The sequence below is a fragment of the Stenotrophomonas sp. HMSC10F06 genome (assembly GCF_001807865.1).
Lineage (GTDB): Bacteria > Pseudomonadota > Gammaproteobacteria > Xanthomonadales > Xanthomonadaceae > Stenotrophomonas > Stenotrophomonas bentonitica_A.
Genome location: NZ_KV791251.1, coordinates 18,322 through 40,377 on the forward strand (window position 1 = coordinate 18,322; position 22,056 = coordinate 40,377).

The 22,056-nt window shown below is 67.0% G+C and carries 21 protein-coding genes; 11 read left to right on the forward strand and 10 right to left on the reverse strand.

Annotated elements, in window-relative coordinates:
* Positions 1–3 precede the first annotated feature (3 nt).
* Both HMPREF3113_RS01275 and HMPREF3113_RS01280 read left to right on the forward strand, forming a co-directional pair.
* Positions 4–783, forward strand: coding sequence for a ferredoxin--NADP reductase (locus tag HMPREF3113_RS01275; protein ID WP_046274192.1), 780 nt, complete (start codon positions 4–6; stop codon positions 781–783).
* A 204-nt stretch (positions 784–987) separates the two neighbouring features.
* Positions 988–1,533 carry a TlpA disulfide reductase family protein gene (locus HMPREF3113_RS01280; RefSeq protein WP_070470338.1) on the forward strand — a complete coding sequence of 182 codons (546 nt, stop codon included), beginning with the start codon at positions 988–990 and terminating at the stop codon, positions 1,531–1,533.
* Positions 1,534–1,653: 120 nt separating this feature from the next.
* Here the strand turns inward: HMPREF3113_RS01280 and HMPREF3113_RS01285 are convergent, their stop codons facing one another.
* Positions 1,654–2,136 carry a glutathione peroxidase gene (locus HMPREF3113_RS01285; RefSeq protein WP_070470340.1) on the reverse strand — a complete coding sequence of 161 codons (483 nt, stop codon included), beginning with the start codon at positions 2,134–2,136 and terminating at the stop codon, positions 1,654–1,656.
* Positions 2,137–2,394: 258 nt separating this feature from the next.
* Between HMPREF3113_RS01285 and HMPREF3113_RS01290 the strand changes: the two genes are divergently transcribed.
* The gene (locus HMPREF3113_RS01290; protein WP_070470342.1) at positions 2,395–4,566 is read left to right on the forward strand and encodes a M3 family metallopeptidase; all 2,172 of its coding nucleotides are present in this window, start codon (positions 2,395–2,397) and stop codon (positions 4,564–4,566) included.
* A 75-nt stretch (positions 4,567–4,641) separates the two neighbouring features.
* Here the strand turns inward: HMPREF3113_RS01290 and cfa are convergent, their stop codons facing one another.
* The 3 genes from cfa to HMPREF3113_RS01305 all read right to left on the reverse strand — a co-directional run bounded on the left by cfa (position 4,642) and on the right by HMPREF3113_RS01305 (position 6,997).
* The gene (gene cfa / locus HMPREF3113_RS01295) at positions 4,642–5,760 is read right to left on the reverse strand and encodes a cyclopropane fatty acyl phospholipid synthase (protein WP_070470344.1); all 1,119 of its coding nucleotides are present in this window, start codon (positions 5,758–5,760) and stop codon (positions 4,642–4,644) included.
* 14 nt (positions 5,761–5,774) lie between these two features.
* On the reverse strand, positions 5,775–6,629 hold the full coding sequence (locus HMPREF3113_RS01300) for a DUF3298 and DUF4163 domain-containing protein (RefSeq protein ID WP_070470346.1): 855 nt from the start codon (positions 6,627–6,629) through the stop codon (positions 5,775–5,777).
* A 65-nt stretch (positions 6,630–6,694) separates the two neighbouring features.
* Positions 6,695–6,997 (reverse strand): GNAT family N-acetyltransferase, encoded by a 303-nt coding sequence (locus HMPREF3113_RS01305; protein ID WP_019182900.1) that lies wholly within the window; start codon positions 6,995–6,997, stop codon positions 6,695–6,697.
* Between the two features lie 213 nt (positions 6,998–7,210).
* On the opposite strand from HMPREF3113_RS01305, the gene HMPREF3113_RS01310 reads away from it, so the two are divergent.
* Positions 7,211–7,390, forward strand: coding sequence for a hypothetical protein (locus HMPREF3113_RS01310; RefSeq protein ID WP_019182899.1), 180 nt, complete (start codon positions 7,211–7,213; stop codon positions 7,388–7,390).
* Between the two features lie 102 nt (positions 7,391–7,492).
* Here the strand turns inward: HMPREF3113_RS01310 and HMPREF3113_RS01315 are convergent, their stop codons facing one another.
* Both HMPREF3113_RS01315 and HMPREF3113_RS01320 read right to left on the reverse strand, forming a co-directional pair.
* The gene (locus HMPREF3113_RS01315) at positions 7,493–8,116 is read right to left on the reverse strand and encodes a rhomboid family intramembrane serine protease (protein ID WP_019182898.1); all 624 of its coding nucleotides are present in this window, start codon (positions 8,114–8,116) and stop codon (positions 7,493–7,495) included.
* Positions 8,117–8,123: 7 nt separating this feature from the next.
* A complete protein-coding gene (locus HMPREF3113_RS01320; RefSeq protein ID WP_070470348.1) occupies positions 8,124–9,686 on the reverse strand; it encodes a POT-type proton-dependent oligopeptide transporter in 1,563 nt (520 codons plus the stop codon).
* 177 nt (positions 9,687–9,863) lie between these two features.
* Here HMPREF3113_RS01320 and HMPREF3113_RS01325 point away from each other — a divergent pair, with 177 nt between their 5' ends.
* The gene (locus tag HMPREF3113_RS01325; protein WP_019182896.1) at positions 9,864–10,712 is read left to right on the forward strand and encodes an endonuclease/exonuclease/phosphatase family protein; all 849 of its coding nucleotides are present in this window, start codon (positions 9,864–9,866) and stop codon (positions 10,710–10,712) included.
* An 80-nt stretch (positions 10,713–10,792) separates the two neighbouring features.
* Here the strand turns inward: HMPREF3113_RS01325 and HMPREF3113_RS01330 are convergent, their stop codons facing one another.
* Positions 10,793–11,404, reverse strand: a complete 612-nt coding sequence (locus HMPREF3113_RS01330) for a superoxide dismutase (RefSeq protein WP_019182895.1) — start codon at positions 11,402–11,404, stop codon at positions 10,793–10,795.
* Between the two features lie 266 nt (positions 11,405–11,670).
* Between HMPREF3113_RS01330 and HMPREF3113_RS01335 the strand changes: the two genes are divergently transcribed.
* Together HMPREF3113_RS01335 and HMPREF3113_RS01340 are read left to right on the forward strand one after the other, a co-directional pair.
* Positions 11,671–12,135: a guanyl-specific ribonuclease gene (locus HMPREF3113_RS01335; RefSeq protein ID WP_070470349.1), complete on the forward strand. Its 465-nt coding sequence runs from the start codon at positions 11,671–11,673 to the stop codon at positions 12,133–12,135.
* Positions 12,132–12,578, forward strand: coding sequence for a barstar family protein (locus HMPREF3113_RS01340; protein ID WP_019182893.1), 447 nt, complete (start codon positions 12,132–12,134; stop codon positions 12,576–12,578). The genes HMPREF3113_RS01335 and HMPREF3113_RS01340 overlap by 4 nt, the downstream gene beginning before the upstream one ends.
* 108 nt (positions 12,579–12,686) lie before the next feature.
* Here HMPREF3113_RS01340 and HMPREF3113_RS01345 read toward each other — a convergent pair whose 3' ends face one another.
* Together HMPREF3113_RS01345 and HMPREF3113_RS01350 are read right to left on the reverse strand one after the other, a co-directional pair.
* A complete protein-coding gene (locus HMPREF3113_RS01345) occupies positions 12,687–14,429 on the reverse strand; it encodes a hypothetical protein (RefSeq protein ID WP_070470352.1) in 1,743 nt (580 codons plus the stop codon).
* A gap of 9 nt (positions 14,430–14,438) precedes the next feature.
* Positions 14,439–15,038 carry an NfuA family Fe-S biogenesis protein gene (locus HMPREF3113_RS01350; protein ID WP_019182890.1) on the reverse strand — a complete coding sequence of 200 codons (600 nt, stop codon included), beginning with the start codon at positions 15,036–15,038 and terminating at the stop codon, positions 14,439–14,441.
* 90 nt (positions 15,039–15,128) lie between these two features.
* On the opposite strand from HMPREF3113_RS01350, the gene HMPREF3113_RS01355 reads away from it, so the two are divergent.
* The 3 genes from HMPREF3113_RS01355 (at position 15,129) to zupT (ending at position 16,889) form a co-directional block, all read left to right on the forward strand.
* A complete protein-coding gene (locus HMPREF3113_RS01355) occupies positions 15,129–15,470 on the forward strand; it encodes a 4a-hydroxytetrahydrobiopterin dehydratase (protein ID WP_019182889.1) in 342 nt (113 codons plus the stop codon).
* A gap of 4 nt (positions 15,471–15,474) precedes the next feature.
* Positions 15,475–15,894, forward strand: a complete 420-nt coding sequence (locus HMPREF3113_RS01360; protein WP_019182888.1) for an energy transducer TonB — start codon at positions 15,475–15,477, stop codon at positions 15,892–15,894.
* Between the two features lie 185 nt (positions 15,895–16,079).
* A complete protein-coding gene (gene zupT / locus HMPREF3113_RS01365) occupies positions 16,080–16,889 on the forward strand; it encodes a zinc transporter ZupT (protein ID WP_070425510.1) in 810 nt (269 codons plus the stop codon).
* A gap of 156 nt (positions 16,890–17,045) precedes the next feature.
* Here zupT and HMPREF3113_RS01370 read toward each other — a convergent pair whose 3' ends face one another.
* Positions 17,046–17,984, reverse strand: coding sequence for an RluA family pseudouridine synthase (locus HMPREF3113_RS01370; protein WP_019182886.1), 939 nt, complete (start codon positions 17,982–17,984; stop codon positions 17,046–17,048).
* 442 nt (positions 17,985–18,426) lie between these two features.
* Here HMPREF3113_RS01370 and HMPREF3113_RS01375 point away from each other — a divergent pair, with 442 nt between their 5' ends.
* A complete protein-coding gene (locus tag HMPREF3113_RS01375) occupies positions 18,427–21,843 on the forward strand; it encodes an Rne/Rng family ribonuclease (protein WP_070470354.1) in 3,417 nt (1,138 codons plus the stop codon).
* Positions 21,844–22,056 lie beyond the last annotated feature (213 nt).

A 22,056-nucleotide genomic window follows, 5' to 3' on the forward strand; every position in this document is an offset into this window, starting at 1 on the left:
CCCATGTCTTCCGCTTTTGGCGCCGAAACGGTGCTTGAGGTCCGTCACTGGACCGACGCCTACTTCAGCTTCACCACGACCCGCGACAGCGGCTTCCGCTTCGAGAACGGCCAGTTCGTGATGATCGGCCTGGAAACCGAAGCGCGCCCATTGCTGCGCGCGTACTCCATCGCCAGTGCCAACTGGGAAGAAAACCTGGAGTTCTTCAGCATCAAGGTGCAGGACGGCCCGCTGACCTCGCGCCTGCAGCACATCAAGCCGGGCGACAAGGTGCTGGTCGGCAAGAAGCCTACCGGCACCCTGCTGATCAGCGACCTGCACCCGGGCAAGCACCTGTACCTGCTCGGCACCGGCACCGGCCTGGCGCCGTGGCTGTCGGTGATCAAGGACCCGGAAACCTACGAGCGCTTCGACAAGGTGATCCTCACCCACGGCGTGCGTTACGAAAAGGACCTGGCCTACCGCGAGCTGTTCGAGAAGGAACTGCGCGAGCACGAATTCCTCGGCGAGATGATCGGCGACAAGCTGCTCTACTATCCGGCCGTCACGCGCGAAGCCTTCCCCAACCAGGGCCGCCTGACCTCGCTGATGGAAAGCGGCGAGATGCAGAAGACCCTCGGCCTGCCGCCGCTGGATCCGGAAAACGACCGCGCCATGATCTGCGGCAGCCCGCAGATGCTGGCCGACCTGCGCACCGTGCTGGACAGCCGCGGCTTCCAGACCTCGCCGCGCATCGGCACCCCGGGCCACTACGTCTTCGAACGCGCCTTCGTCGAAAAGTAATCGCGGCGCTCGGCTCCGCCCGGCTGATCGACCAACCTGCGCGCCAGCCGGACAGAGCCCGGCTCTACGGGGCTGATTCGCCGACCGCGGCCCTGCCGCGTAGAGCCGACCCTTGGTCGGCTCTACGCGGCAACGATCGCATTCACGTTGGGCTATATTCCGCGTCAGCCCGGCAACGGCCGGGCCTGACCTGGAGCTGTACCGATGATCAGGAAGATCCGCCCCGCCCTCGCCTGCCTGCTGCTCGCCATGAGCCTGGCTGCCAGCGCCGCCGCGCCCGCAACGCCCTCACCGAAAGCCGGCGATATCCCGCCGCAGATCCTGGGCAAGGACCGCCAGGGCAATGTGGTGGACCTGGCCAGCCAGCGCGGCAAGGTCGTCATCGTCACGTTCTGGGCCTCGTGGTGCGGCCCGTGCCGCAAGGAACTGCCGATCCTGGGCCAGCTGCAGAAGGTCATCGGGCATGACGCGCTGCAGGTCTACGCGGTGAACCTGAAGGAACCGCGCGCCGATTTCGCCGCCATCGCCCGCAGCCGCAAAGCCCCGCCACTGGACTACATCCACGACGCCAAGGGCGAGGTCAGCGACCAGTACGGCATCCAGACCATCCCGCACATGTTCATCATCGGCCACGACGGCAGCATCGCCGGCGTGCATCGCGGCTACTCCGAGCAGAGTCTGCCGAACATCGTCGACGACATTCTCGCCCTCCTGCCCGAAGACGTGCGCAACCGGAAAGCAGGCGGCTGATTCCACCGCTGCGGTGTAGAGCCACGCCATGCGTGGCTGGAACGTTGGGCGAACCGGTGATGCGAGGAGCCGGCCAGCAGCCGGCACTACCGGGATCACGGAGCCGGGCAGAGCCCGGCGCTACGCCAGCGCCGCCTCAATGTCGCCGCGCAGCGACTCGGGCTTGTCGGTCGGTGCATAGCGCTGCAACACCCGCCCGTCGCGACCGACGAGGAACTTGCTGAAGTTCCACTTGATCCCCCGCGTGCCCAGCACCCCGGCCTTCTCGGCCTTGAGCCACTGCCACAGCGGATCAGCGCCGTCGCCGTTGACCTCCACCTTGTCCGACATCGGGAAACTGACCCCATAGGTCAGCGAACAGAACTCCCCGATCTGCGCCGCATCGCCCGGCTCCTGGTGCCCGAACTGATCGCAGGGAAACCCGATCACCACCAGCCCGCGCGGCCCGAATTCCCGCCACAACGCCTCCAGCCCCTCGTACTGCGGCGTGAAGCCACACTTGCTGGCCACATTGACCAGCAGCAACACCTTGCCCCGATACTGCGCCAACGCCTGTGGCTGGCCCGACAGATCCACGAACGGGAAATCGAAGGCAGTGGTCATGGCAGAGGCTCCGGTGGAAAGGCCTCTCATCTTAGCTCGCCCAGCGTATTCGGCCTGGTGGGCTGAGGAGCCGGCCGGTGGCCCGAGGAGCCGGCCAGCGGCCGGCACTACGCCTCGGGACGGCAACGACCGGGCTGGCTCTTGCAGTGGCCGCACCCTTCGCAATGCCCTGGCCTGGCCAAAACATGCCTTTCGACACAAGCCGCTCCCCAACGGCCCGGGTTACCCTCAAAGACTTGTCTGACCGGAGAATTCCCCTTGACCACCCGTCTTGCCCTCGCCGTCGCCGTGACCCTCGGCCTGGCCCTGCCCGCCTATTCCGCCACCGCCGCCACCCCGGCCGCGACCACCGCCCAGCAGGCCAACCCGTTCTTCGCCGACAGCCCGCTGCCGCTGCACTTCCCGCAGTTCGACAAGATCAAGGACAGCGACTTCGCGCCCGCCTTCGACGCCGGCATGGCCCAGCAGCTGAAGGAAGTCGAGGCGATCGCCAACAACAAGGCCAAGCCGACCTTCGACAACACCCTCATCGCCCTGGAGAAGAGCGGTGAGACCCTGGACCGCGCCACCACCGTCTTCTTCAGCCTGGTCGGTGCCGACACCAACGACGCACGCAAGAAGCTGCAGGCCGATTACTCCGCCCGCTTCGCCGCGCACAGCGACGCGATCGCGCTGAACGGCAAGCTGTTCGCCCGCATCCAGACCCTGTACGACACCCGCGCCCAGCTCGGCCTCGACGCCGAGGGCGTGCGCCTGGTCGAGAAGTACTACGAGAGCTACGTCCGCGCCGGCGCCAAGCTGTCCGAAGCGGACAAGACCAAGCTCAAGGAGATGAACGCCGAGCTGGCCAACCTGGGCACCAAGTTCAGCCAGAACGTGCTGGCCGAAGTGAATGCCTCGGCGATCACCGTCGATGACGCCAAGGACCTGGACGGGCTCTCGCAGGAGCAGATCTCCGCCGCTGCCGAAGCCGCCAAGGCCCGTGGCCAGGACGGCAAGTACGTCATCACCCTGCTCAACACCACCGGCCAGCCGCCGCTGACCAACCTGGCCAACCGCGCCCTGCGCCAGAAGATCTACGAAGCCTCCATCACCCGCGGCAGCCGCGGCGGTGAGTACGACAACACCGCCCTGGTCTCGCGCATCATGCAGCTGCGTGCCGACAAGGCCAAGCTGATGGGCTTTGCGAACTTCGCCGCCTACAACCTGACCAACCAGACCGCCAAGACCCCCGAAGCGGTCAACGCCATGCTCGGCCAGCTCGCCCCGGCCGCCGTCGCCAACGCCAAGCGTGAAGCCGCCGACCTGCAGGCGATGATCGACAAGGAACAGAAGGCCGCCGGCAAGCCCACCTTCAAGCTGGAAGCATGGGACTGGGCGTTCTACAGCGAGAAGGTCCGCCAGGCCAAGTACAACTTCGACGAATCCCAGCTCAAGCCGTACTTCGAAATGAAGAACGTGCTCGAAAACGGCGTCTTCCACGCCGCCCAGCTGGAGTTCGGCCTGACCTTCAAGCAGCGTACCGACCTGCCGGTCTACCACGACGACGTCACCGTCTATGACGTGTTCGATGCCGACGGCAGCCAGCTGGCGATCTTCATCTTCGACCCGTACGCACGCGCCTCCAAGCGCGGCGGTGCGTGGATGAACTCGTACGTCTCGCAGTCCGAGCTGACCGGCTTCAAGCCGGTGGTCGCCAACCACCTCAACATCCCCAAGCCGCCGGCCGGCAAGCCGACCCTGCTGACCTGGGATGAAGTGACCACCACCTTCCACGAATTCGGCCACGCCCTGCACGGCATGTTCTCGAACGTGAAGTACCCCTACTTCTCGGGCACCTCGGTGCCGCGCGACTTCGTCGAGTTCCCCTCGCAGGTCAACGAGATGTGGGCCGATGACCCGGTCATCCTGAAGAACTACGCCAAGCACTACCAGAACGGTACGGCCATGCCGCAGGCCCTGCTCGACAAGGTCGTCGCCGCCGCCAAGTTCAACCAGGGCTTTGCCACCACCGAATACCTCGGTGCGGCCATGCTCGACCAGCGCTGGCACCAGATCGGTCCGGACCAGGTCCCGGCCGCCAAGGACGTGATGAAGTTCGAAGCCGAGGCCTTGGCCAAGGACGGCATCTTCTACGCGCCGGTCCCGCCGCGCTACAAGACCCCGTACTTCAGCCACATCATGGGCGGCTATTCGGCCGGCTACTACGCCTACATCTGGTCTGAAGTGCTCGACGCCAACACCCAGAAGTGGTTCCGCGAAAACGGCGGCCTGAGCCGCAAGAACGGCGATCACTTCCGCCAGACCCTGCTTTCCAAGGGCGGCAGCGTGGATGCAATGGAACTGTTCCAGAACTTCGCCGGCCATGCCCCGCAGATCGAGCCGCTGCTCGAAAAGCGCGGCCTGACCTCGGGTGACGGCAAGAAGTAAGCGTCCGCCTCAACGACGTGCGCAACGAAAAACGCCCGGCACCGCCGGGCGTTTTTTTCGTGCCGCCAGCTCATCTCACCGTGGCGCTACGTAGCCTCCAGGCACGCCATTGGGCGACAACACCAGCTGCCACAACTGTGCATGCCGGCAGCGGAAACTCGCCATCGAACCGGCCAGATAGAACCGCCACATCCGGCGGAACCGTTCGTCATACCGCTGCGCATCCAGGCGCGGCCACGCCGCCTCGATGTTGGCCCGCCACGCCTGCAGGGTCCGGTCGTAATCGGTGCCGAAGTTGTGCCAGTCCTCCAGCACGAACACCCCTTCGAACGCGTCGGTCACCTGCGCCGCCGAGGGCAGCATCGAGTTCGGGAAGATGTACTTTGCGATCCACGGATCGGTGCGATGCCGCGACAGATTGCTGCCGATCGAATGCAGCAGGAACAATCCTTCCGGCCGCAGGCAGCGCCGCGCCATCTCGAAGTACCCGCGATAGTTCTTGTCGCCCACGTGCTCGAACATCCCCACCGACAGGATCGCGTCGAAGGACTCCTCCACGTCGTGGTAGTCCTGCAACCGTATCTCGACCGGCAACCCCGCGCACAACTGCCGCGCATAGTCCGCCTGCTCCTGCGAGATCGTCACGCCGACGCCGGACACGCCATAGCGCTCGGCCGCGAACTTCAGCGCCTCGCCCCACCCGCAGCCGATATCCAGAATGCGCTGGCCGGGGCGCAGGCCCAGCTTGCGGCAGATCAGATCGAGCTTGGCCTCCTGCGCCGTGTCCAGGTCCGCAGCTTCGCGCCAGTAACCGCAGCTGTAGACCAGCCGCTGGCCGAGCATCGCCTCGTACAGATCATTGCCCAGGTCGTAATGGCGACGGCCGACCTCGAAACTGCCGGCGCCGGCCTGCAGATTGAACACCCGCGCCTTGATCGCATCGGCCAGATCGCGCCAGCCGTGCACGCGTTCGTCCAGATGCGCCTGCATCAGATGAAAGAGGAAGTCGTCCAGCGCGCGGGCATCCCACTGCCCGTCCATGTAACTCTCGCCCAGGCCCAGCGAGCCCTGGGCCATGACCCGTGCATAGAAGCGCGGGTCGTGCACCGTGATGTCCTGCGGCTGGTCACCGTCAACGGTGACCCCCGCTTCGTGCAGCAACCCCGTGACCCGTCGTTGCAGCCCAGCGTCCACATCGCCTCCGTCGATCAGCCCCGGGCGAACAACCCCGCGACATCCTGACCCACGTGCGGCACCAGCACGGCGGCCGGGACGTCCACGGTCTGCGTGCCGTCCGAGTACGGCCCTACCTGGTAGGGCGGGAACACGAAGCGTATCGCAGAGATGCGTCCGTCGGAACCGGTCAGCGGCTGGAACTGGCTGAAGTTGTCCGCGCTGGGCCCGGTGCCATCGGCGATCATCCGGCTGGCGTTGCGCAGGGACTCCTGCATCTGCGCCGGCTCCATCTCATCGCCGCTCAGGCGCGTGGCCACGCGTTCGCGCAGCTGGTCGGCCACGTAGTCGCTGATCGCCTTCCAGCCCTTGGCATCGGCCACCAGCTTGTCGGCGGTCAGCATCTGCTGCTGCTCCGGCAGCCATACGAAGCGCGCCACCAGCGGCTCACCGTGGGCGCCACCGGTGTAACGGCTGCCATCGGCGGTCACCACCACCAGCTGCGGCGTCTCCAGCACCTTCTCGAAGGTCAGCGAGAGCTCGTAGGGCATGGTCGGCTTGTCGTTGCCCAGCCCGTCCAGCGCCTGCTGCAGCTCGGCCCGGGCGCTGTCGGCATAGCTGCCCAGCGTCTTGGCCAGGCCCGGATACCGCGCGATGTCCGGCGGATAGGTAATCCCGACCACCGCCTGCGGCGAGGTCTCGATCACGTCGCGCAGCTCGACCGGCGCATCCGGCGTCGCCGCCGGTGCAGCCGGTTCGACGGCGGTATCGGCCGCTGCCACCGGCGCCTGTGCGTCACCGTCGCGCTTGCAGCCTGCCACCACCACCAAGCCCATAGCCAAGGCCAACGCGCTGGTGCGCAGCGCGCAACGGTTTCCTGCGATGTTCATCCTGAAATCCCCTTGTTGTAACCTACCATCATGATCGGCCATCCCTGAAGCATGACCCGCTGCCCTCATCGGACCAGCAGGTCGTCGTACTCCTCGTGCCGCTGCAGGAACGCTTCGGCGTACGCGCAGGCAGGCACTACCTTGAATCTGTGTTCGCGCGCGTAGCGCAGCGCCACCTTGGTCAACTCACCGGCCACGCCGCGTCCGGCGATCGGCTCGGGCACCTCGGTGTGGGTGATGATCATCCGCTTGCGCTTGATCTGGTAATCCAGCAGCGCCAGATGCCCTTTGACCCGGGCCTGGAACCGGTGATGGGCCAGATCGTGCTCCACCTCGTAAGCCAGTCCGGGCGGCGTGACCGAAGCCATGAGCGGTGTCTCCTGCGGCGACTGCAGCGATAGTGCGCAGCCGGCCGCCATGATCGCGTGAAGCCTGAACAGGGGCAAGCAGCGACGTGGCGCGTCACATCCGGCCCTAAAGGCTGGAGCCGCCACGCCGATATCGGATCCGGACAGGGCGTAAGAGCTGGCATGGCTTTTGCGAAGACCTGCCTGCACGCACCCGCTCTTCCGGAGGTCCGCATGGACAACACCGCACCTGCCCCCGCCGCCCACGGCGATGCCGACAGCTCCCTGCTCGAGGGCCTGTTCCAGCTGGCCGTGAACGGCCAGACCCAGGGCTGGGAATTCGACCAGATCAACCATGAGGTCTACGCCCGGCTGCTCAGCACCTATGGCGTGGACGGCAAGAAGGCCGCCTGACGGGTGCCGGGCTCACGACCAACGGTCGTGAGCCCCCCCGGCGCGACGATGCATCGACCCACCGTCGCCAGGTACCGAGACCGTTGGTCGGTACGCGCCGAATCAACCGCCGAGGCGGAAGGTCGGGTTGCTCAGCTCACGCAGGAAGTGGCTGAAGATGCTCGGCTGCATGGCCAGCATGAACAGCACGCCGAAGGCCGCACCGGCCAGGTGCGCGCTGTGGTTGATCCGGTCGCCGCCACGGCGGTCCATCCAGATGCTGTAGCCCACGTAGAACACCGCATAGATGATCGCCGGGGCCGGAATGAACAGCACCAGGATGATCGACCACGGCTTGATCAGGATGAAGGCGAACAGCACTGCCGAGACCGCGCCCGATGCCCCCAGGCTGAGGTAGTTCGGATTCTTCTGGTTCTTCAGGTAGCTGGGCAGGATCGAGACCAGCAACGCACCCAGGTAGAACGCCGGATAGGTCAGGTAGCTGCCGCTCAACTGCAGCATCACCTGTTCGATGAAGCCGCCGAAGAAGAACAGCGTGATCATGTTGAACGCCAGGTGCGACAGATCGGCGTGGATGAACCCGTAGGTGATCAGGCGATCGTACTGACGGTTGCGGTCCACTGCCGGCGGCCACAGGATCAGGCGGTCGGCGAGCGCACGGTTCTTGAACGCCATCCACGACACGATAACGGTGATGGCGATCAGCAGCAGGTTGACTGGGGTCATGTCAGGCTCAGGCGGTGCGGTAGTTGTCGACCATACGATAGCGCTTGGCATACCAACCGAAGGCCAACGCCGCCAGGAACGCAAAGCCGGCGAAGAAGAACATCAGGAACGCCGCCTCGCTCAAGCCGGTACTGGCGATCTGGTGGGTCACCGTGTCGTTGCGCACCGCCGCGTTGGACAGCAGCACCCACAGGTTGCCGATGGTGGTGGTCAGGTTCCAGAAGCTCATCACCACGCCCTTCATGGCCTGCGGCGCCTGGCTGTAGGCGAACTCCAGGCCGGTGGCCGAGACCAGCACTTCACCGAAGGTCAGCAGCGCGTAGGGCAGCATCTGCCAGAAGATGGACATGACGTTGCCGCCGTCCATCATCACCTGGATACCGCCGACCACGATCCAAGCCAGGCCGCTGAAGGCGATGCCGGCGGTCATCCGGCGCAGCGCGGTCGGCTCGAAGCCGAAGCGGCGCAGCATCGGGTACAGCACCAGGTTGTTGAACGGGATCAGGATCATCACCAGCAGCGGGTTCAGCGCCTGCATCTGCGAGGCGGTGAACCAGCTTGGCATTGCCATCTGCTGGCCCTGCAGGACCCAGGTCGAGGCCTTCTGGTCGAACAGCGAGAAGAACGGCGTGGTCAGGGCGAAGATCACCAGCACGCGCAGCACCGAGCGCACGCCCTCCACCGCCTCGGCCGGGTGCACGGCGCGGGCGCGGTCCAGCTGGATCCAGGTGCCGCCACCGATGCCGGCCAACAGCAGGACCAGCGCGATGCACAGGCAGATCACGATGCCCAGGCTGCCGACCAGCCCCATCGAGGCCACCGCCAGCACCGCACCGAGGATGGCCAGGGTACGACCCGGACGGCCCTTGCCCGGCACCTGCGCCGACAGCGCGGTACGCACCACGTTGCCGAACGAATGCGGGTCCTTGGGCGGCAGCGGGACCAGCACGTAGCGCTTGCGGCCCATCCAGAACACGAAGGTGGCCACGAACATCAGGATGCCCGGGATGCCGAAGGCCCACGACGGACCCAGGTTCTTCAGCGCCAGCGGAATCAGCAGCGAGGCGAACAGCGAGCCGAAGTTGATGATCCAGTAGAAGGCGTCGAACACGACCTTGGCCAGATGTTTGTTGCTCTGGTCGAACTGGTCGCCCATGAACGAGGCCACCAGCGGCTTGATGCCGCCGGCACCCAGCGCGATCAGGCCCAGGCCGACGAAGAAGCCCTGGCGGCTGTCCTCGAAGATGGCCAGGCAGGCGTGGCCGGCGCAGTAGATCAGGCTGAACCACAGGATGGTGTGGTACTTGCCGAAGAATTTGTCGGCCAGCCAGCCACCGAGCAGCGGGAAGAAATACACGCCGATCATGAAGCTGTGCATGATGTCCTTGGCCTCGCCGGCCCGGCCATCGGCGGTGATCTCCTGCAACAGCAGCGAGGTGATCAGGAACTGCACCAGGATGTTGCGCATCCCATAGAAGCTGAAGCGTTCGCAGGCCTCATTGCCGATGATGTAGGGAATCTGGCGCGGCATCTTTCCTTTGCCGGCGCTGGCGGCTGCGATATTGCTCATCCTGTGGGGCTGTCCTGCGAACACGAAAGGACCAAGATTACCGGAAGCCCCTACCCCAGCGCACGCTGCACAGCTGCATGACAGGGGCCACCGGACATGGCAGGCGGGCCGGAATCCCATCTGCGCGATGGCACCCGTGTCACGGATCGTCGACGGCGAAAGCGTAAACTTATCGTTATGCGCACGCACATCACCGGCGGGACCCGAGGTTGGACAGGCTGGATCCTGCTGCTGTTGCTGGCCGCGCCCGCCGCCGGCGCGCACGCGCGCCAGGCCGAGGACGCCCTGCCCTCGCTGAAGATCGCCACGCTGGAACTGCCGACCCAGGACGATGCCCAATGGCAACAGCGGCGTGACCAGGTGCTGCAGCTGCTGGAGTCGATGCAGCCGGACGTGATCGCGGTGCAGCGGGTGCTGCAGACCCAGGGCCGCAACCCCGCCTGCTGGCTGGCCAGCCGGCTGCGCTACAGCTGCGATTTCGTCACTGCCGATCCGCCCAGCCAGCCGCTGCGCCACGGCAGCGCCATGCTGACCCGGCTGCCGGTGACGGATGACGCCGTCACCCTGCTGCACCCGCCGGGGCAGTTCAGCGCGGCCGGGATGCTGCGGGTCAAGCTGCGCGAGGAACTGATCAACATCTACGTGGCCCGGCTGCGCCCGGAACCGGACGACGCGCAGATCCGCCGGCACCAGACCACCGATCTGATGACCTGGATCGGCGCGACCGCCGACGGCCTGCCTTCGCTGATCGCCGGCGACTTCTCGGCCGAGATCACCGAGCTGGTGGGAAGTACCCCGGGCTTCCAGCCGGCCCGCAAGAACCCCGGCGAACGCGTGGATCCGCCGTCGCTGGCCGGCGCGGCACGGGGGCACGGCCTGGACGTGCTGTTCCAGGTGAAGCACTTCGGCGGCATCCGCCAAGACAGCATCAAGCTGCCGGCCAGCGAGGGCGACGCTGCGGCGATGCGGCTGGGCACCATGGCCACCCTGCGCCTGCAGACGCCGGAAAGCACCAGCGCGCCCTGACCGGCACCGTTTGCGGAGGCCCAACGAAAAACGGCCAGGCATTACTGCCTGGCCGTTGGTGTTTCAGGCAACCGTGCCGATCAGGCGATGGCTTCCTGGTAACGACGCTCGACTTCGTTCCAGTCGACGACGTTGAAGAACGCGCCGATGTATTCCGGGCGACGGTTCTGGTACTTCAGGTAGTACGCGTGTTCCCACACGTCCAGCGCCAGGATCGGCGTGTTGCCGTCCATCAGCGGGCTGTCCTGGTTGGCGCTGCTTTCCACCACGACCTTCTTGTCCGGGGTGACGCTCAGCCAGGCCCAGCCGCTGCCGAAGCGGGTCAGCGCGGCCTTGGTGAAGGCCTCTTTGAACTTCTCGACACCGCCCAGCTGCGAATCGATCGCCTTGGCGACGTCACCGACCGGAGCGCCGCCGCCGTTGGGCGACATCACGGTCCAGAACAGGGTGTGGTTGGCATGGCCGCCGCCGTTGTTGCGCACGACGCCCTGCAGGTTTTCCGGCAGCGACTTGGTCTTCTTGACCAGCTCTTCCACCGGCAGGTCGGCGTATTCGGTGCCTTCCAACGCAGCGTTGACGTTGTTGATGTACGTCTGGTGATGCTTGGTGTGGTGGATTTCCATCGTCGCTGCGTCGATATGCGGCTCGAGCGCGTCGTAGGCGTAGGACAGCTTGGGGAGGGTATAGGCCATGTGGTTCTCCTGGTAGCTCACTCACCCGGCAAAGACCGGGCGTTGCGGAGTCGATGATGGGGATGGCCGACAAGCTTACCAAGGGCGATGTAAAGGAAACTTCGTCCTGCGTGGTCGATGGCGTGTCGGGCGCGTTACGCGACAGTGACGGTGTACACCGCAGTGGCGCAGGCCCCGCGGTGCAGCATGCCTGTTCGGCTGGGCCTCACCGTGCCGGGCGGTGATCGCAGTAGAGTAGTGGCCTCGCCCCTTTTCGCTGGCCCCTCATGCGCAAGCCGCTGTTGTTGTTGATCGCCATCGTGCTACTGGTGGGAGGCCTGGCCGCCATCAAGCTGGCCCAGCGCCCGCCCGCGCCGCAGTTTGCGCCATCGCTGACCCAGCCCGACAGCGCGCCGGCCGCCCCTGCACCGACGGCATCGAGCCGGACGACGCGCGATCCCCTGCCCCCGTTCCTGCCGGCCGAAGCGCGCGACACCATCGCGCTGATCCAGCGTGGCGGCCCGTTCCCGCACCGCCAGGACGGCAGCATCTTCAGCAACCGCGAACAGCGGCTGCCGCAGCGGCCGCGCGGCTATTACCACGAATACACGGTAGACACGCCCGGCGCAGGCAATCGCGGCGCACGGCGCATTGTCACCGGCGGCACCCCCCCTACTGGCTGGTTCTATACCGATGATCACTATGAAACGTTCCGCAGTTTCGACGTTCCACCTGCCGGGAGCTGGCAATGACGCATGACGGATTCGAGTTGGGCCTGCACGACATCAACAACGCCGGTATCTATGCGATCGGCAACGATGATGTCGCCCCGTTGTCGGCGGCGATGCGCGATGCCGGCCTGCGTGTGATCCAGATCGACCTGGCCGGCTGCCAGGACAAGCGCACCTTGCTGATGCGGCTGGCCGCCCGCCTGGACTTCCCGACCGGCTTCGGCGGCAACTGGGATGCACTGACCGACAACCTGCGTGACCTGGCGTGGCTGCCGGCCAACGGCTATGCGCTGTTCTTCAACGACGCCGATGCGCTGCGCAGCGAGGCGGGCGCGGAGTTCGACACGCTGCTGGATGTGCTGGACGAAGCCAGCCGCTACTGGGGCGAGAGCAACGTGCCGTTCTGGGCGTTCGTCGCGCTGCAGGACGCGGACGTGGAACCGGACGCGGACCCCGCACCGTAACGCCCAGCATCCGCTAGAGCCACGCCATGCGTGGCTGCGAGGCGCCGTGACACCCGGCCGAAACCCAGCCACGCATGGCGTGACTCTACCCGCCGCCGAGGCCGCGCCTCATCGGCTGCCGTTGTCTTCCTGCAGTTCCTTCTTGAACGGGATGTCCGGCGGCGGACGCGCGATGGCTGGCTGGTCCTGCATGTTCGGATCGCTCAAGCCACAGCCGCCGCCGAACTGCAGCACGGAGATCACGCAGGAAATCGACGAGCTCGTGCCAGGGATCGGAATCTCCACCGCCTTGATGCCCTTGCGGACCCATTCGGCCAGCAACGATTCGTTGGGCGCCCAGTATTTGTCGAACGAGGTCGGGGTGTAGTCGTACGGCGGGCGCTTGAGCCAGGTGCCGGACTGCGCGATGCGCTCTTTGCTCCAGCCATCTTTCTCGCCGCCCGGTGCGCCCCGCTCGCTGTTGCCGTGACCCTCCTGGCCGGGCACGCGCACACTGCCATCGGCCTTGAACAGACTGCTGCCATTGCCCTGGGTCGCACTGACGGCACGGCCGTTGAGATCGGCGTCCTGCGGATGATTGGCCGCGCCCCAGTCATCGGACCGGTTGGGCGTGGTCCAGCTGCCGGGCGGTGCCTTGGATGGGCTCGCCGGGGCGCGGGTCGCGGCCGGCGCCGTGGACGTGCTGGCCGCCGTGCTGGCATTGGCGGCCGCCGGCGCCGTCGCCGTACTGCTCGCCGCGGCCGGTGATGGCGGTGCCGGACGCGGTGCGGCGTTGGGCACCGCGCGTTCGCGCACGGCGACCTCAGGCGATCGGCCCGGTACGGCCACCTCGCGCGTGGGCAGCGTGGCCACGTTGACCGACGGCGCGGTCACCGGCCGGATCTCGCGTTCGCGCACCTGCACCTCACGTTGCGGCACGGTGGCCTCCACCCGGGGCCCGGCAATGGCCACGGTGGGAGTCGGGGCTTCGACCACCGTGACCTGCCGCTCCTGCACGGTCAGCTCGGGCGTGCGCAATTGCGGTTCGGCCGTGCGCGGGGCCGGCACGGTGGTACGCGGCGTCGGCGCTTCCACCGTGACCACGGTGCGCTCACGCACCGCGATGTCCTGCGGCTCGCGCGTCATCACCCGCACTTCGGTGCGCGGCACGCTGGTCGGCGGCACCACGAAATCGGTCGTGGCCTGGGCCACCTCGGTCGCCTGGACGGGCTGCTCCACCGCCGGCGTCGCGGGCGCCGGTGGCGCCGGTTGTGGCTCGCTTGGCGGCGCCGGCGCCGCGGTCGGCTGCGGGGCCGATGCTGTGCGCGCATCCGCCTCGGCCTGCGCCATCGCCTGCGCATTGGCCATTGCCGCAGCGATCGCCGCGTCCGCCGTGGCCGGCTCGGCAGCGGCCGGTGACGCCCCTTGCTCCTGCTGCGGGGTGCCGCGGCCGACGAACTCCACCTGCACGCGCCCGCTCTCGCCGCCCTGTTCGGGCTCGCTTGGCGGGCGGATCAAGGCCACCCACAGCAACAACAGCGCGAACATCAGATGCAGCAGCGCGCTGATCAGCGCCGAGGTCCAGCGCATCCAGCGCTGATCGCGCGGGGCCGGGTCCCAGCCCTGCCAGAGCAGCCGGCGCATCGCCTGGACGAAACTCAGTTCGGGCAGGCGCCCACCAGTGGGCATCGGCTCACGCTGGGCCAGTTCGGCAAGTACTTCGCTGGCCCGGAACGGCCGCGGCAATGGCGACAACGCGCGCAGCCACAGGCCCCACCCATAGGGGAGGCCCGTGGTTTTTTCGAGAATGCGCTTGTCCGGCTGGCGAGCCAGCAGCCAATCGAGGATGTCGTCAGCCCGGCGCAGTGGCACGCAGCGCGATCAGGCAGCCGTGCCGCGGGGAATGTACGGCGCGTCGCCACTCTCGTGGTCGGTCGCGTCGCGCACCGCGGTGATGCCGGGCACACGTCCCATCAAGGTCTTTTCGATGCCCTGCTTGAGCGTGACGTCGGCCATGCCGCAGCCCTGGCAGCCGCCGCCGAAGCGCAGCAGCACCACGCCCTCGGCCGAGACTTCCTGCACTGCGACCTTGCCGCCATGCGAGGCCAGCTGCGGATTGACTTCGTTCTCCACCACCCAGCGCACCCGCTCGACCAGGGAAGAACCTTCCGTCGGCGCCTCGCCCTTGATCTTCGGCGCCTTGATGGTCAGCTGCTGGCTGCCGGTGGCGTTGGTGACGAAATCGATCTCGGCGCCATCAAGCCAGGCCACGCTGGTAGCGGCCACGTAGAGGGTGAAGCCATCGCAGTCCACCGCCCACTCATCACCGAGCAGCTCGCCGGGATCGGCGAACTCCAGGCGGGCATCGGCGCGCGGGGTACCCGCATCGACGGCGGTAAGGCGCACACCCATGCCGGGCACGGCCTCACGCTCGATCAGCTTGCGGAAATAGGATTGGGCAGTGTCGGATATCTGGATCATCGGGCTATTCTAGCCAATCCCTTGTTATGCGCTCATTCGGTTTATACACCCGACCGCGCATTGTTCAGTCATCCAGATGTGGAGGAACCCATGGCCGACCTGATTCCGCTGGCGCAGGCCCATTGCGTGCCGCGCAAAGGCAGCGACCACAAGCTCGGCACCGCCCGGGTCACCGAGCTGCTGGCACAGATTCCCGGATGGGAGCTGGCCGAGGCCGGCCAGGCGCTGACCCGCACCTTCCGCTTCGACAACTACCACGGCACCATGGCCTTCGTGAACGCCCTGGCCTGGGTTGCCCATCGCGAAGACCACCACCCGGACCTGGGCGTGCATTACGACCGCGCCGTGGTGCGATTCTCCACCCATGATGTGGGTGGCCTGAGCGAAAACGACTTCATCTGCGCGGCGAAAGCCTCGGCCCTGACGGAGTGAGCCCATGAAACTGCAGTACATCGTGCTGTCCAGCCTTGCCGTGGCGGCCCTGGCCGGCTGCAACAAGACGCCCGAACAACCGGCCGCCCCGGTCGCTGCGCCCACCGAGGTCGCCGCGGTCAAGACGCCACCGCCGGAGTACCCCATCGAACTGGCCTGCCAGGGGATCGGCGGCACCAGTACGTTCAAGGTCACCATCGCCGCCGACGGCCAGCCCAGCCAGGTCCAGCTCGCCAGTGGCAGCGGCAACGCCCAGCTCGACGAGCAGGCGCAGAAGGCGGTCCAGGCCTGGCAGTTCAAGGCCGGCACCCGTGCCGGGCAGACGGTCTCGACCACGATCCAGGTACCGGTCAGCTTCAATCCGCCGCAGCCCAAGCCGGACGAGTGCTTCGCGATCGAAGAACGGCTGCGTCGCGGCGGCTGATCGCCGCAGGGTGTTGAGGTCAGCCGCCGCAAGCCGCGCATCATGGATCGTCAAGGCGCCCGTCGGATCGACGCGTCGCCACGCGCCCGGTGAACACTGCCCCCACGGAGCCCCGCATTTCAGCGGCTCGGTGGGGAGGCGGGGACCGCACGGCGCCCTTTTCTCGTACAAGGACGCGTTGGCGGATGCCTGATATTTCCACTGAAAACGTATGGATCGCCCTGGCGGTCACCCTGGCCGCCGGCCTGGCCACCGCGCTGGGCAGCCTGATGGTGCTGTTCTCGCGCCGCCCCAACCCGCGCCTGCTGGCGTTCGGGCTGGCGTTTGCCGGTGGCGCGATGGTCTTCGTCTCGCTGACGGAGATCCTCAACAAGGCCATCGATTCGTTCACCCAGGCCTATGACGCCCGACTGGGCTTCGCCTACGGTACTGCGGCCTTCCTGGTCGGCGTGCTGCTGATCGTGGTGATCGACCACCTGATCCCGAACCCGCACGAGAGCCTGGACAAGCAGGACCCGCTGTTCCGCGACAACAACAAGGCCTACATCAAGCGGGTCGGCCTGTTGACCGCCGTGGCGATCACCGCGCACAACTTCCCCGAGGGGCTGGCGACGTTCTTCGCCACCCTGGAGAGCCCCTCGGTCGGCATGCCGCTGGCCTTCGCCATCGCCATCCACAACATCCCCGAGGGCATCGCGATCGCGGTGCCGGTGTATTTCGCCACCCAGAACAAGTTCTATGCGTTCGGCGCCAGCCTGCTCTCCGGGCTCGCCGAGCCGATCGGTGCGGCGATCGGCTATGTCGCCCTGTCCGGGGTGCTCAACCATGCCACCTTCGGCTGGGTGTTCGGGATCATCTCGGGCGTGATGGTGTTCCTGGCCCTGGACGAACTGCTGCCGGCGGCCAAGCGCTACGCCAAGGGCCACGAGACCGTGTACGGCCTGGTGGCCGGCATGGGCAGCCTGGCGATCAGCCTGGTGCTGTTCAAGTGGTGATGCCGGGGGCTCTATCCCGGCAACTCCGGGCCCTTTCAACCGGGTAACGTCGGCGCAGGGTCCCGCCGCCCGGTAGTGCCGGCCGCTGGCCGGCGTTTCCCGACGTCGGATGTCGATCGACACCGTAGCGGCCGGCACTACCCTTGTCGGTCGGCCTTATTTGAGCCGGTTCAACACCTCGACCAGCTCCTCGGCCAGCGGCGCATTGATCAGATAAGGGGTCTTGCCCGCATCCAGCGCGAACTCCAGCGAGGCCGCGTGCAGGAACAGGCGTTTCAGACCGATCTGCTCACGAAGCCGCTTGTTGACGTCCGGATCGCCGTATTTGTCGTCACCGGCCACCGGATGACCCAGATGCTGGGCATGCACGCGGATCTGGTGGGTCCGGCCGGTTTCGATCCGCACTTCGCAGTACGAATGGCCGCCCTTGCGCTCCAGCACCTTGAAGTGGCTGATCGACTCCTTGCCGATCGGATTGACCTGCACGTGGCGCTCGCCACCCTGGCGCAGGCCCACGTGCAGCGGGGCGTCCACGGTCATGGTGCCATCAGGCATGCGGCCGGCCAGCAGCGTCAGGTAGCGCTTGCGGATGCCGGCGCCGTGGTCTTCACGCAGCAGCGCCTGCAGCTCGCTCAGGGCCGAGCGCTTCTTGGCCACGATCAGCAGGCCGGAGGTATCCCGGTCCAGGCGATGGACCAGCTCCAGGGTCTTGCCCGGCCGCAGTGCGCGCAGGGTTTCGATGGCGCCGAAACTGATGCCGCTGCCGCCGTGACTGGCCACGCCCGACGGCTTGTTCAGCGCCAGCAGCCGATCGTCTTCGAACACGATGGCATCTTCCAGCCGCTTCATGAACGCGGCCGGCGGCCCCGCCTTGTCGCCCTCTTCGTTGAGACGGACGGGCGGCACCCGGACTTCGTCACCGCCCTCCAGCTTGCGCTCGGCCTTGGCGCGGCCGCCATTGACGCGGACCTGGCCACTTCGCACGAGCTTGTAGATCAGGCTGCGCGGTGCACCCTTGAGCTGGCCGAGCAGGAAGTTGTCCAGGCGTTGCCCGGCACGGTCGGCCGGAACAGTGATGATACGTACGCTGGTCATGGCTTCAGCGGCTTTGGGGGTGGGCTCGGTAACGGTCATTGGCCTTTTATTCTGTTACACTCGGCGGGCGAGATAAGGGATTGATTTCGTTGGAAGTTGCTCTGGGCCAGAAGCCCGACTTCCCGCGATTCCGGCACAGTGCGCAGCCACCGCCCCCGGGGCGGCCATGTTAGCGGCTCACCGGCGGTCCCGGCCATCGCCGGATGTCTGACACACATTCGCGCTGAACATGTCCCTGTGGCGCTCCAGCCTGGCTGAAAGCTGCCTCCGGCCCAGTTACACCCAAACCAAAACAAATGAAGCGCTCCCGCGGCCTGCCGTGGTGTCGTAGCGCTGGAAACCCAAACCGCCCTCCCCGCGCATGCGCGATGGGCGGTGAAGCGTGACCAGAAGCGAAACCCCATGGCGTTCCGCGCGGTAGCAGCGCGCGAGGAACGCAAGAATGAAGCGAATGCTGATCAATGCCACGCAGGCTGAAGAGCTGCGGGTAGCCATCGTGGATGGCCAGACGCTGTACGACATCGACATCGAACAGCCGTCCAAGGAACAGAAGAAGTCGAACATCTACAAAGGCCGCATCACGCGCCTTGAGCCTTCACTGGAAGCGGCCTTCGTCGAGTACGGCGGTGAGCGCCATGGCTTCCTGCCGCTGAAGGAAATCTCCCGCGATTACTTCCAGGCTGGCGTCGACCACAACAAGGCCGGCATCCGCGAGCTGCTGCGTGAAGGCCAGGAAGTCGTGGTCCAGGTGGACAAGGAAGAGCGCGGCAACAAGGGCGCTGCCCTGACCACGTTCATCTCGCTGGCTGGCCGCTACATGGTCCTGATGCCGAACTCGCCGAGCGCCGGTGGCGTCTCGCGTCGCATCGAGGGCGAAGACCGTGCCGCGCTGAAAGACGCGCTGGACAAGCTGAACATCCCCGACGACATGGGCGTGATCATCCGCACCGCCGGCGTCGGCCGCGATGCCGAAGAGCTGCAGTGGGATCTGGATTACCTGCTGCAGGTCTGGAAGTCGATCGCCGAAGCGGCGCTGACCAAGCCGGCCTCGTTCCTGATCTACCAGGAATCGCGCCTGATCGTGCGCGCCCTGCGTGACTACCTGCGCGCCGATGTCGGCGAGATCCTGGTGGACACCGAGGAGCTGTACGAGACCGCCCAGGAGTTCATGCAGCAGGTGATGCCGCAGACCCTGCGCAAGCTCAAGCATTACAAGGACGACATCCCGCTGTTCAACCGCTTCCAGATCGAATCGCAGATCGAAGGCGCGTATGAACGCAACGTCCGCCTGCCGTCCGGCGGCTCGATCGTGGTCGACCAGACCGAAGCGCTGACCGCCATCGACGTGAACTCCTCGCGCGCCACCAAGGGCAGCGACATCGAGGACACCGCCTTCCAGACCAACCTGGAAGCGGCTGAAGAAGTGGCCCGCCAGCTGCGCCTGCGCGACCTCGGCGGCCTGGTGGTCATCGATTTCATCGACATGGCCTCCAACAAGCACCAGCGCGAAGTCGAGAACCGCCTGCAGAACGCGCTCAAGTACGACCGTGCGCGCGTGCAGCTGGGCCGCATTTCGCGCTTCGGCCTGATGGAAATGAGCCGCCAGCGCCTGCGCCCGAGCCTGGGCGAATCCAGCCAGATCGTCTGCCCGCGTTGCGATGGCCATGGCCGCATGCGCAGCGTCGAGTCGCTGTCGCTGTCCATCATCCGCGTGGCTGAAGAGCATGCGATGAAGGAGAACACCGGGCAGGTGCTGGTCCAGGCCCCGGTCGAGATCGCCAACTACCTGCTCAACGAAAAGCGCAGCGCGCTGCGTGAGATCGAACAGCGCCATGACGCGCCGATCGTGATCGTGGCCGATGAGCAGCTGCATACCCCGCATTACGAAGTGACCCGCCTGCGCGAGAACGAGCTGGGCGAAGAGAGCGGCAAGCCGAGCTACCAGCGCGGCACCCCGCGCAAGCTGCCGGTGCATGCCCTGACCAAGGCCCAGCTGAACATCCCGGTCGCCCCGGTGGTGACCCAGGTCAAGCACAGCCAGCCGGCCCCGGTGCGTGAAGCCCCGGAACCGGTGGCCGCACCGGCCCCGGTCGCCGCCCCCGTGGCCGCCCCGGCCGCCACCGGTGTGGTGGGTTGGCTCAAGCGCATCTTCGGTGGCGAACCGGCCCCGGCCGCCGCACCGCAGCCGAGCAGCCGCCCGGGCCAGGACGGCAGCCGCAACGGTCGCAACAAGGACCGCAACGGCAAGGACCGCAACGGCCGCCGCGATGAGCGTGGCGAACGTGGCGGTAACGGCAATGCGCAGGCGCAGGGCCGTGGCAAGGACCGTGGTGAGCGTGGCGAGCGCGGCCCGAAGGGCGAGCGTCGTGACGAGCGCCGCCAGGACACCGCCGCACCGGCCAATGGCAACGCAGCACAGGTGCAGGCGCCCAGCCAGGGCAAGCCGCGCAACGAGCAGCAGCCGGCCAAGCCGCGCAATGAAGCGCGCAATGACCAGCAGCAGCCGAAGCTGAAGCAGAAGCAGGGCCAGAACGGCCAGGCCAAGCCCCAGCAGAATGACGGCGACAAGCCGGCCGTGAGCGAAAAGCCCGCGCGCCAGCCGCAGGCCGATGCACCCAAGCCGACCACCGCTGCCCCGGTCGCCGCCGATGCCGCGGTGATCGCCGCCGCTGCCGTGGTCGCCACCGATGCTGCTGCATCGGCTGCCCACGCGCAGGACGCGACCAAGGCCGTTGTGGCCGAGGACGCGCAGGCTGCAGTGAGCGAGGCCACCGAACAGGGTGACGTCCCGGCCAACGCCGAAGACGGTACCGGCGAAGGCGCTTCGCGTCGTCGTCGTGGTCGTCGCGGTGGCCGTCGTCGTCGTCGTGGCAACGGTGAGCAGGCTGCCGGCAGCGATGGCCTCAATGGTGACGAGAACGGTCTGGATGACGAGGGCGACGATCAGGATGGCGATCAGGACGGCGACACCGCCGCCCCGGCCGAGCGCCAGGTCGCCAACCATGGTCAGCCGCAGCCGGAGTTCGAGTTCGACGACGAATCCGGCAACGCGCCGGCCGCCGCCCCTGCCCCGGTCCAGGCCCCGCGCCCGGCGCCGGCTGCCGCTGTCGCTGCTGCCGCTCCGGTGGCGGTGGTCAGCAGCCCGGTCGTGACGGCGGGCCACACCGAGCCGACTCCGGCGCCGGTGGCAGCACCGGTCGCCGAGAAGGCACCGACCCCGGTCGTTGAAAAGGCCGCTGCCCCGGCAGCCGAACCGGTCGCCGAGAAGGCCCCGGCCTCCTACAACGACCCGGTGCCGTTCGTGGAAAGCCCGAAGCCGACCCCGGCCGCTGCGCAGCCGGCTGCACCGGTGGAAGCACCGCGTGTGGTTGAACCGGTGGCTGCTCCGGCGGCTCCGGCTCCGGTGGCTGCTCCGGCAGCTCCGGCCCCGGTCGCTGCTCCGGTGGCTCCGGCCCCGGTGGTTGCTCCGGCGGCTCCGGCTCCGGCGGCTCCGGCTCCGGTGGCTGCTCCGGCAGCTCCGGCTCCGGTCGCTGCTCCGTCGGCCCCGGTCGTCGAGACCGCCCCGGAAGAAGTGAAGGAGCCGACCGCCGCGCCGGTGCAGACCAGCATGCTGGATGCCGTCGATGCGACCCAGGCCCCGGCACAGCCGGCAGCGCCGCAGGCCCGCACCGAATCGGCCCCGGCCGGCCCGGTCGTGCATAACGGCCAGCTGTTCGGTGCGACCGCCAGCGAAGCCCCGGCCACCACCAATGCCGCCGAACAGGCCGCCCAGGCCGAGGCCCGCGAGGACATCCCCACCGATGCCCCGCAGGCCGACGAAGGCGACAAGGCTGACCAGGAAAAGAAAGACACGCTCTGATCCTGGGTGAGTGACGCAACAAGCAGACAGCGGCCTTCGGGCCGCTGTCTGCGTTTGGGCGGTTGGATGGCGGAGCCAGCGGCGCGGGTCAGGCAATCATGATGGCGGCGTTGAGCGTACCCACGCATGGCGTGGATCTACACAGGCCATGGGATGCAGCAAGGGTAGATCCACGCCATGCGTGGATCCCGGATCGGTCGCATCAAGGGCAGA

What these genes read in the sequence shown, in the direction of transcription:
- HMPREF3113_RS01355 (WP_019182889.1), top strand. Translation starts at nt 15,129, where the DNA reads ATGGCCGACCTGATTCCGCTGGCGCAGGCCCATTGCGTGCCGCGCAAA.
- HMPREF3113_RS01315 (WP_019182898.1), bottom strand. Translation starts at nt 8,116, where the DNA reads ATGACCCCAGTCAACCTGCTGCTGATCGCCATCACCGTTATCGTGTCG.
- HMPREF3113_RS01310 (WP_019182899.1), top strand. Translation starts at nt 7,211, where the DNA reads ATGGACAACACCGCACCTGCCCCCGCCGCCCACGGCGATGCCGACAGC.
- HMPREF3113_RS01325 (WP_019182896.1), top strand. Translation starts at nt 9,864, where the DNA reads ATGCGCACGCACATCACCGGCGGGACCCGAGGTTGGACAGGCTGGATC.
- HMPREF3113_RS01280 (WP_070470338.1), top strand. Translation starts at nt 988, where the DNA reads ATGATCAGGAAGATCCGCCCCGCCCTCGCCTGCCTGCTGCTCGCCATG.
- HMPREF3113_RS01340 (WP_019182893.1), top strand. Translation starts at nt 12,132, where the DNA reads ATGACGCATGACGGATTCGAGTTGGGCCTGCACGACATCAACAACGCC.
- HMPREF3113_RS01330 (WP_019182895.1), bottom strand. Translation starts at nt 11,404, where the DNA reads ATGGCCTATACCCTCCCCAAGCTGTCCTACGCCTACGACGCGCTCGAG.
- HMPREF3113_RS01375 (WP_070470354.1), top strand. Translation starts at nt 18,427, where the DNA reads ATGAAGCGAATGCTGATCAATGCCACGCAGGCTGAAGAGCTGCGGGTA.
- HMPREF3113_RS01350 (WP_019182890.1), bottom strand. Translation starts at nt 15,038, where the DNA reads ATGATCCAGATATCCGACACTGCCCAATCCTATTTCCGCAAGCTGATC.
- HMPREF3113_RS01305 (WP_019182900.1), bottom strand. Translation starts at nt 6,997, where the DNA reads ATGGCTTCGGTCACGCCGCCCGGACTGGCTTACGAGGTGGAGCACGAT.
- HMPREF3113_RS01335 (WP_070470349.1), top strand. Translation starts at nt 11,671, where the DNA reads ATGCGCAAGCCGCTGTTGTTGTTGATCGCCATCGTGCTACTGGTGGGA.
- zupT (WP_070425510.1), top strand. Translation starts at nt 16,080, where the DNA reads ATGCCTGATATTTCCACTGAAAACGTATGGATCGCCCTGGCGGTCACC.
- HMPREF3113_RS01275 (WP_046274192.1), top strand. Translation starts at nt 4, where the DNA reads ATGTCTTCCGCTTTTGGCGCCGAAACGGTGCTTGAGGTCCGTCACTGG.
- HMPREF3113_RS01370 (WP_019182886.1), bottom strand. Translation starts at nt 17,984, where the DNA reads ATGACCAGCGTACGTATCATCACTGTTCCGGCCGACCGTGCCGGGCAA.
- HMPREF3113_RS01360 (WP_019182888.1), top strand. Translation starts at nt 15,475, where the DNA reads ATGAAACTGCAGTACATCGTGCTGTCCAGCCTTGCCGTGGCGGCCCTG.
- HMPREF3113_RS01320 (WP_070470348.1), bottom strand. Translation starts at nt 9,686, where the DNA reads ATGAGCAATATCGCAGCCGCCAGCGCCGGCAAAGGAAAGATGCCGCGC.
- HMPREF3113_RS01285 (WP_070470340.1), bottom strand. Translation starts at nt 2,136, where the DNA reads ATGACCACTGCCTTCGATTTCCCGTTCGTGGATCTGTCGGGCCAGCCA.
- HMPREF3113_RS01300 (WP_070470346.1), bottom strand. Translation starts at nt 6,629, where the DNA reads ATGAACATCGCAGGAAACCGTTGCGCGCTGCGCACCAGCGCGTTGGCC.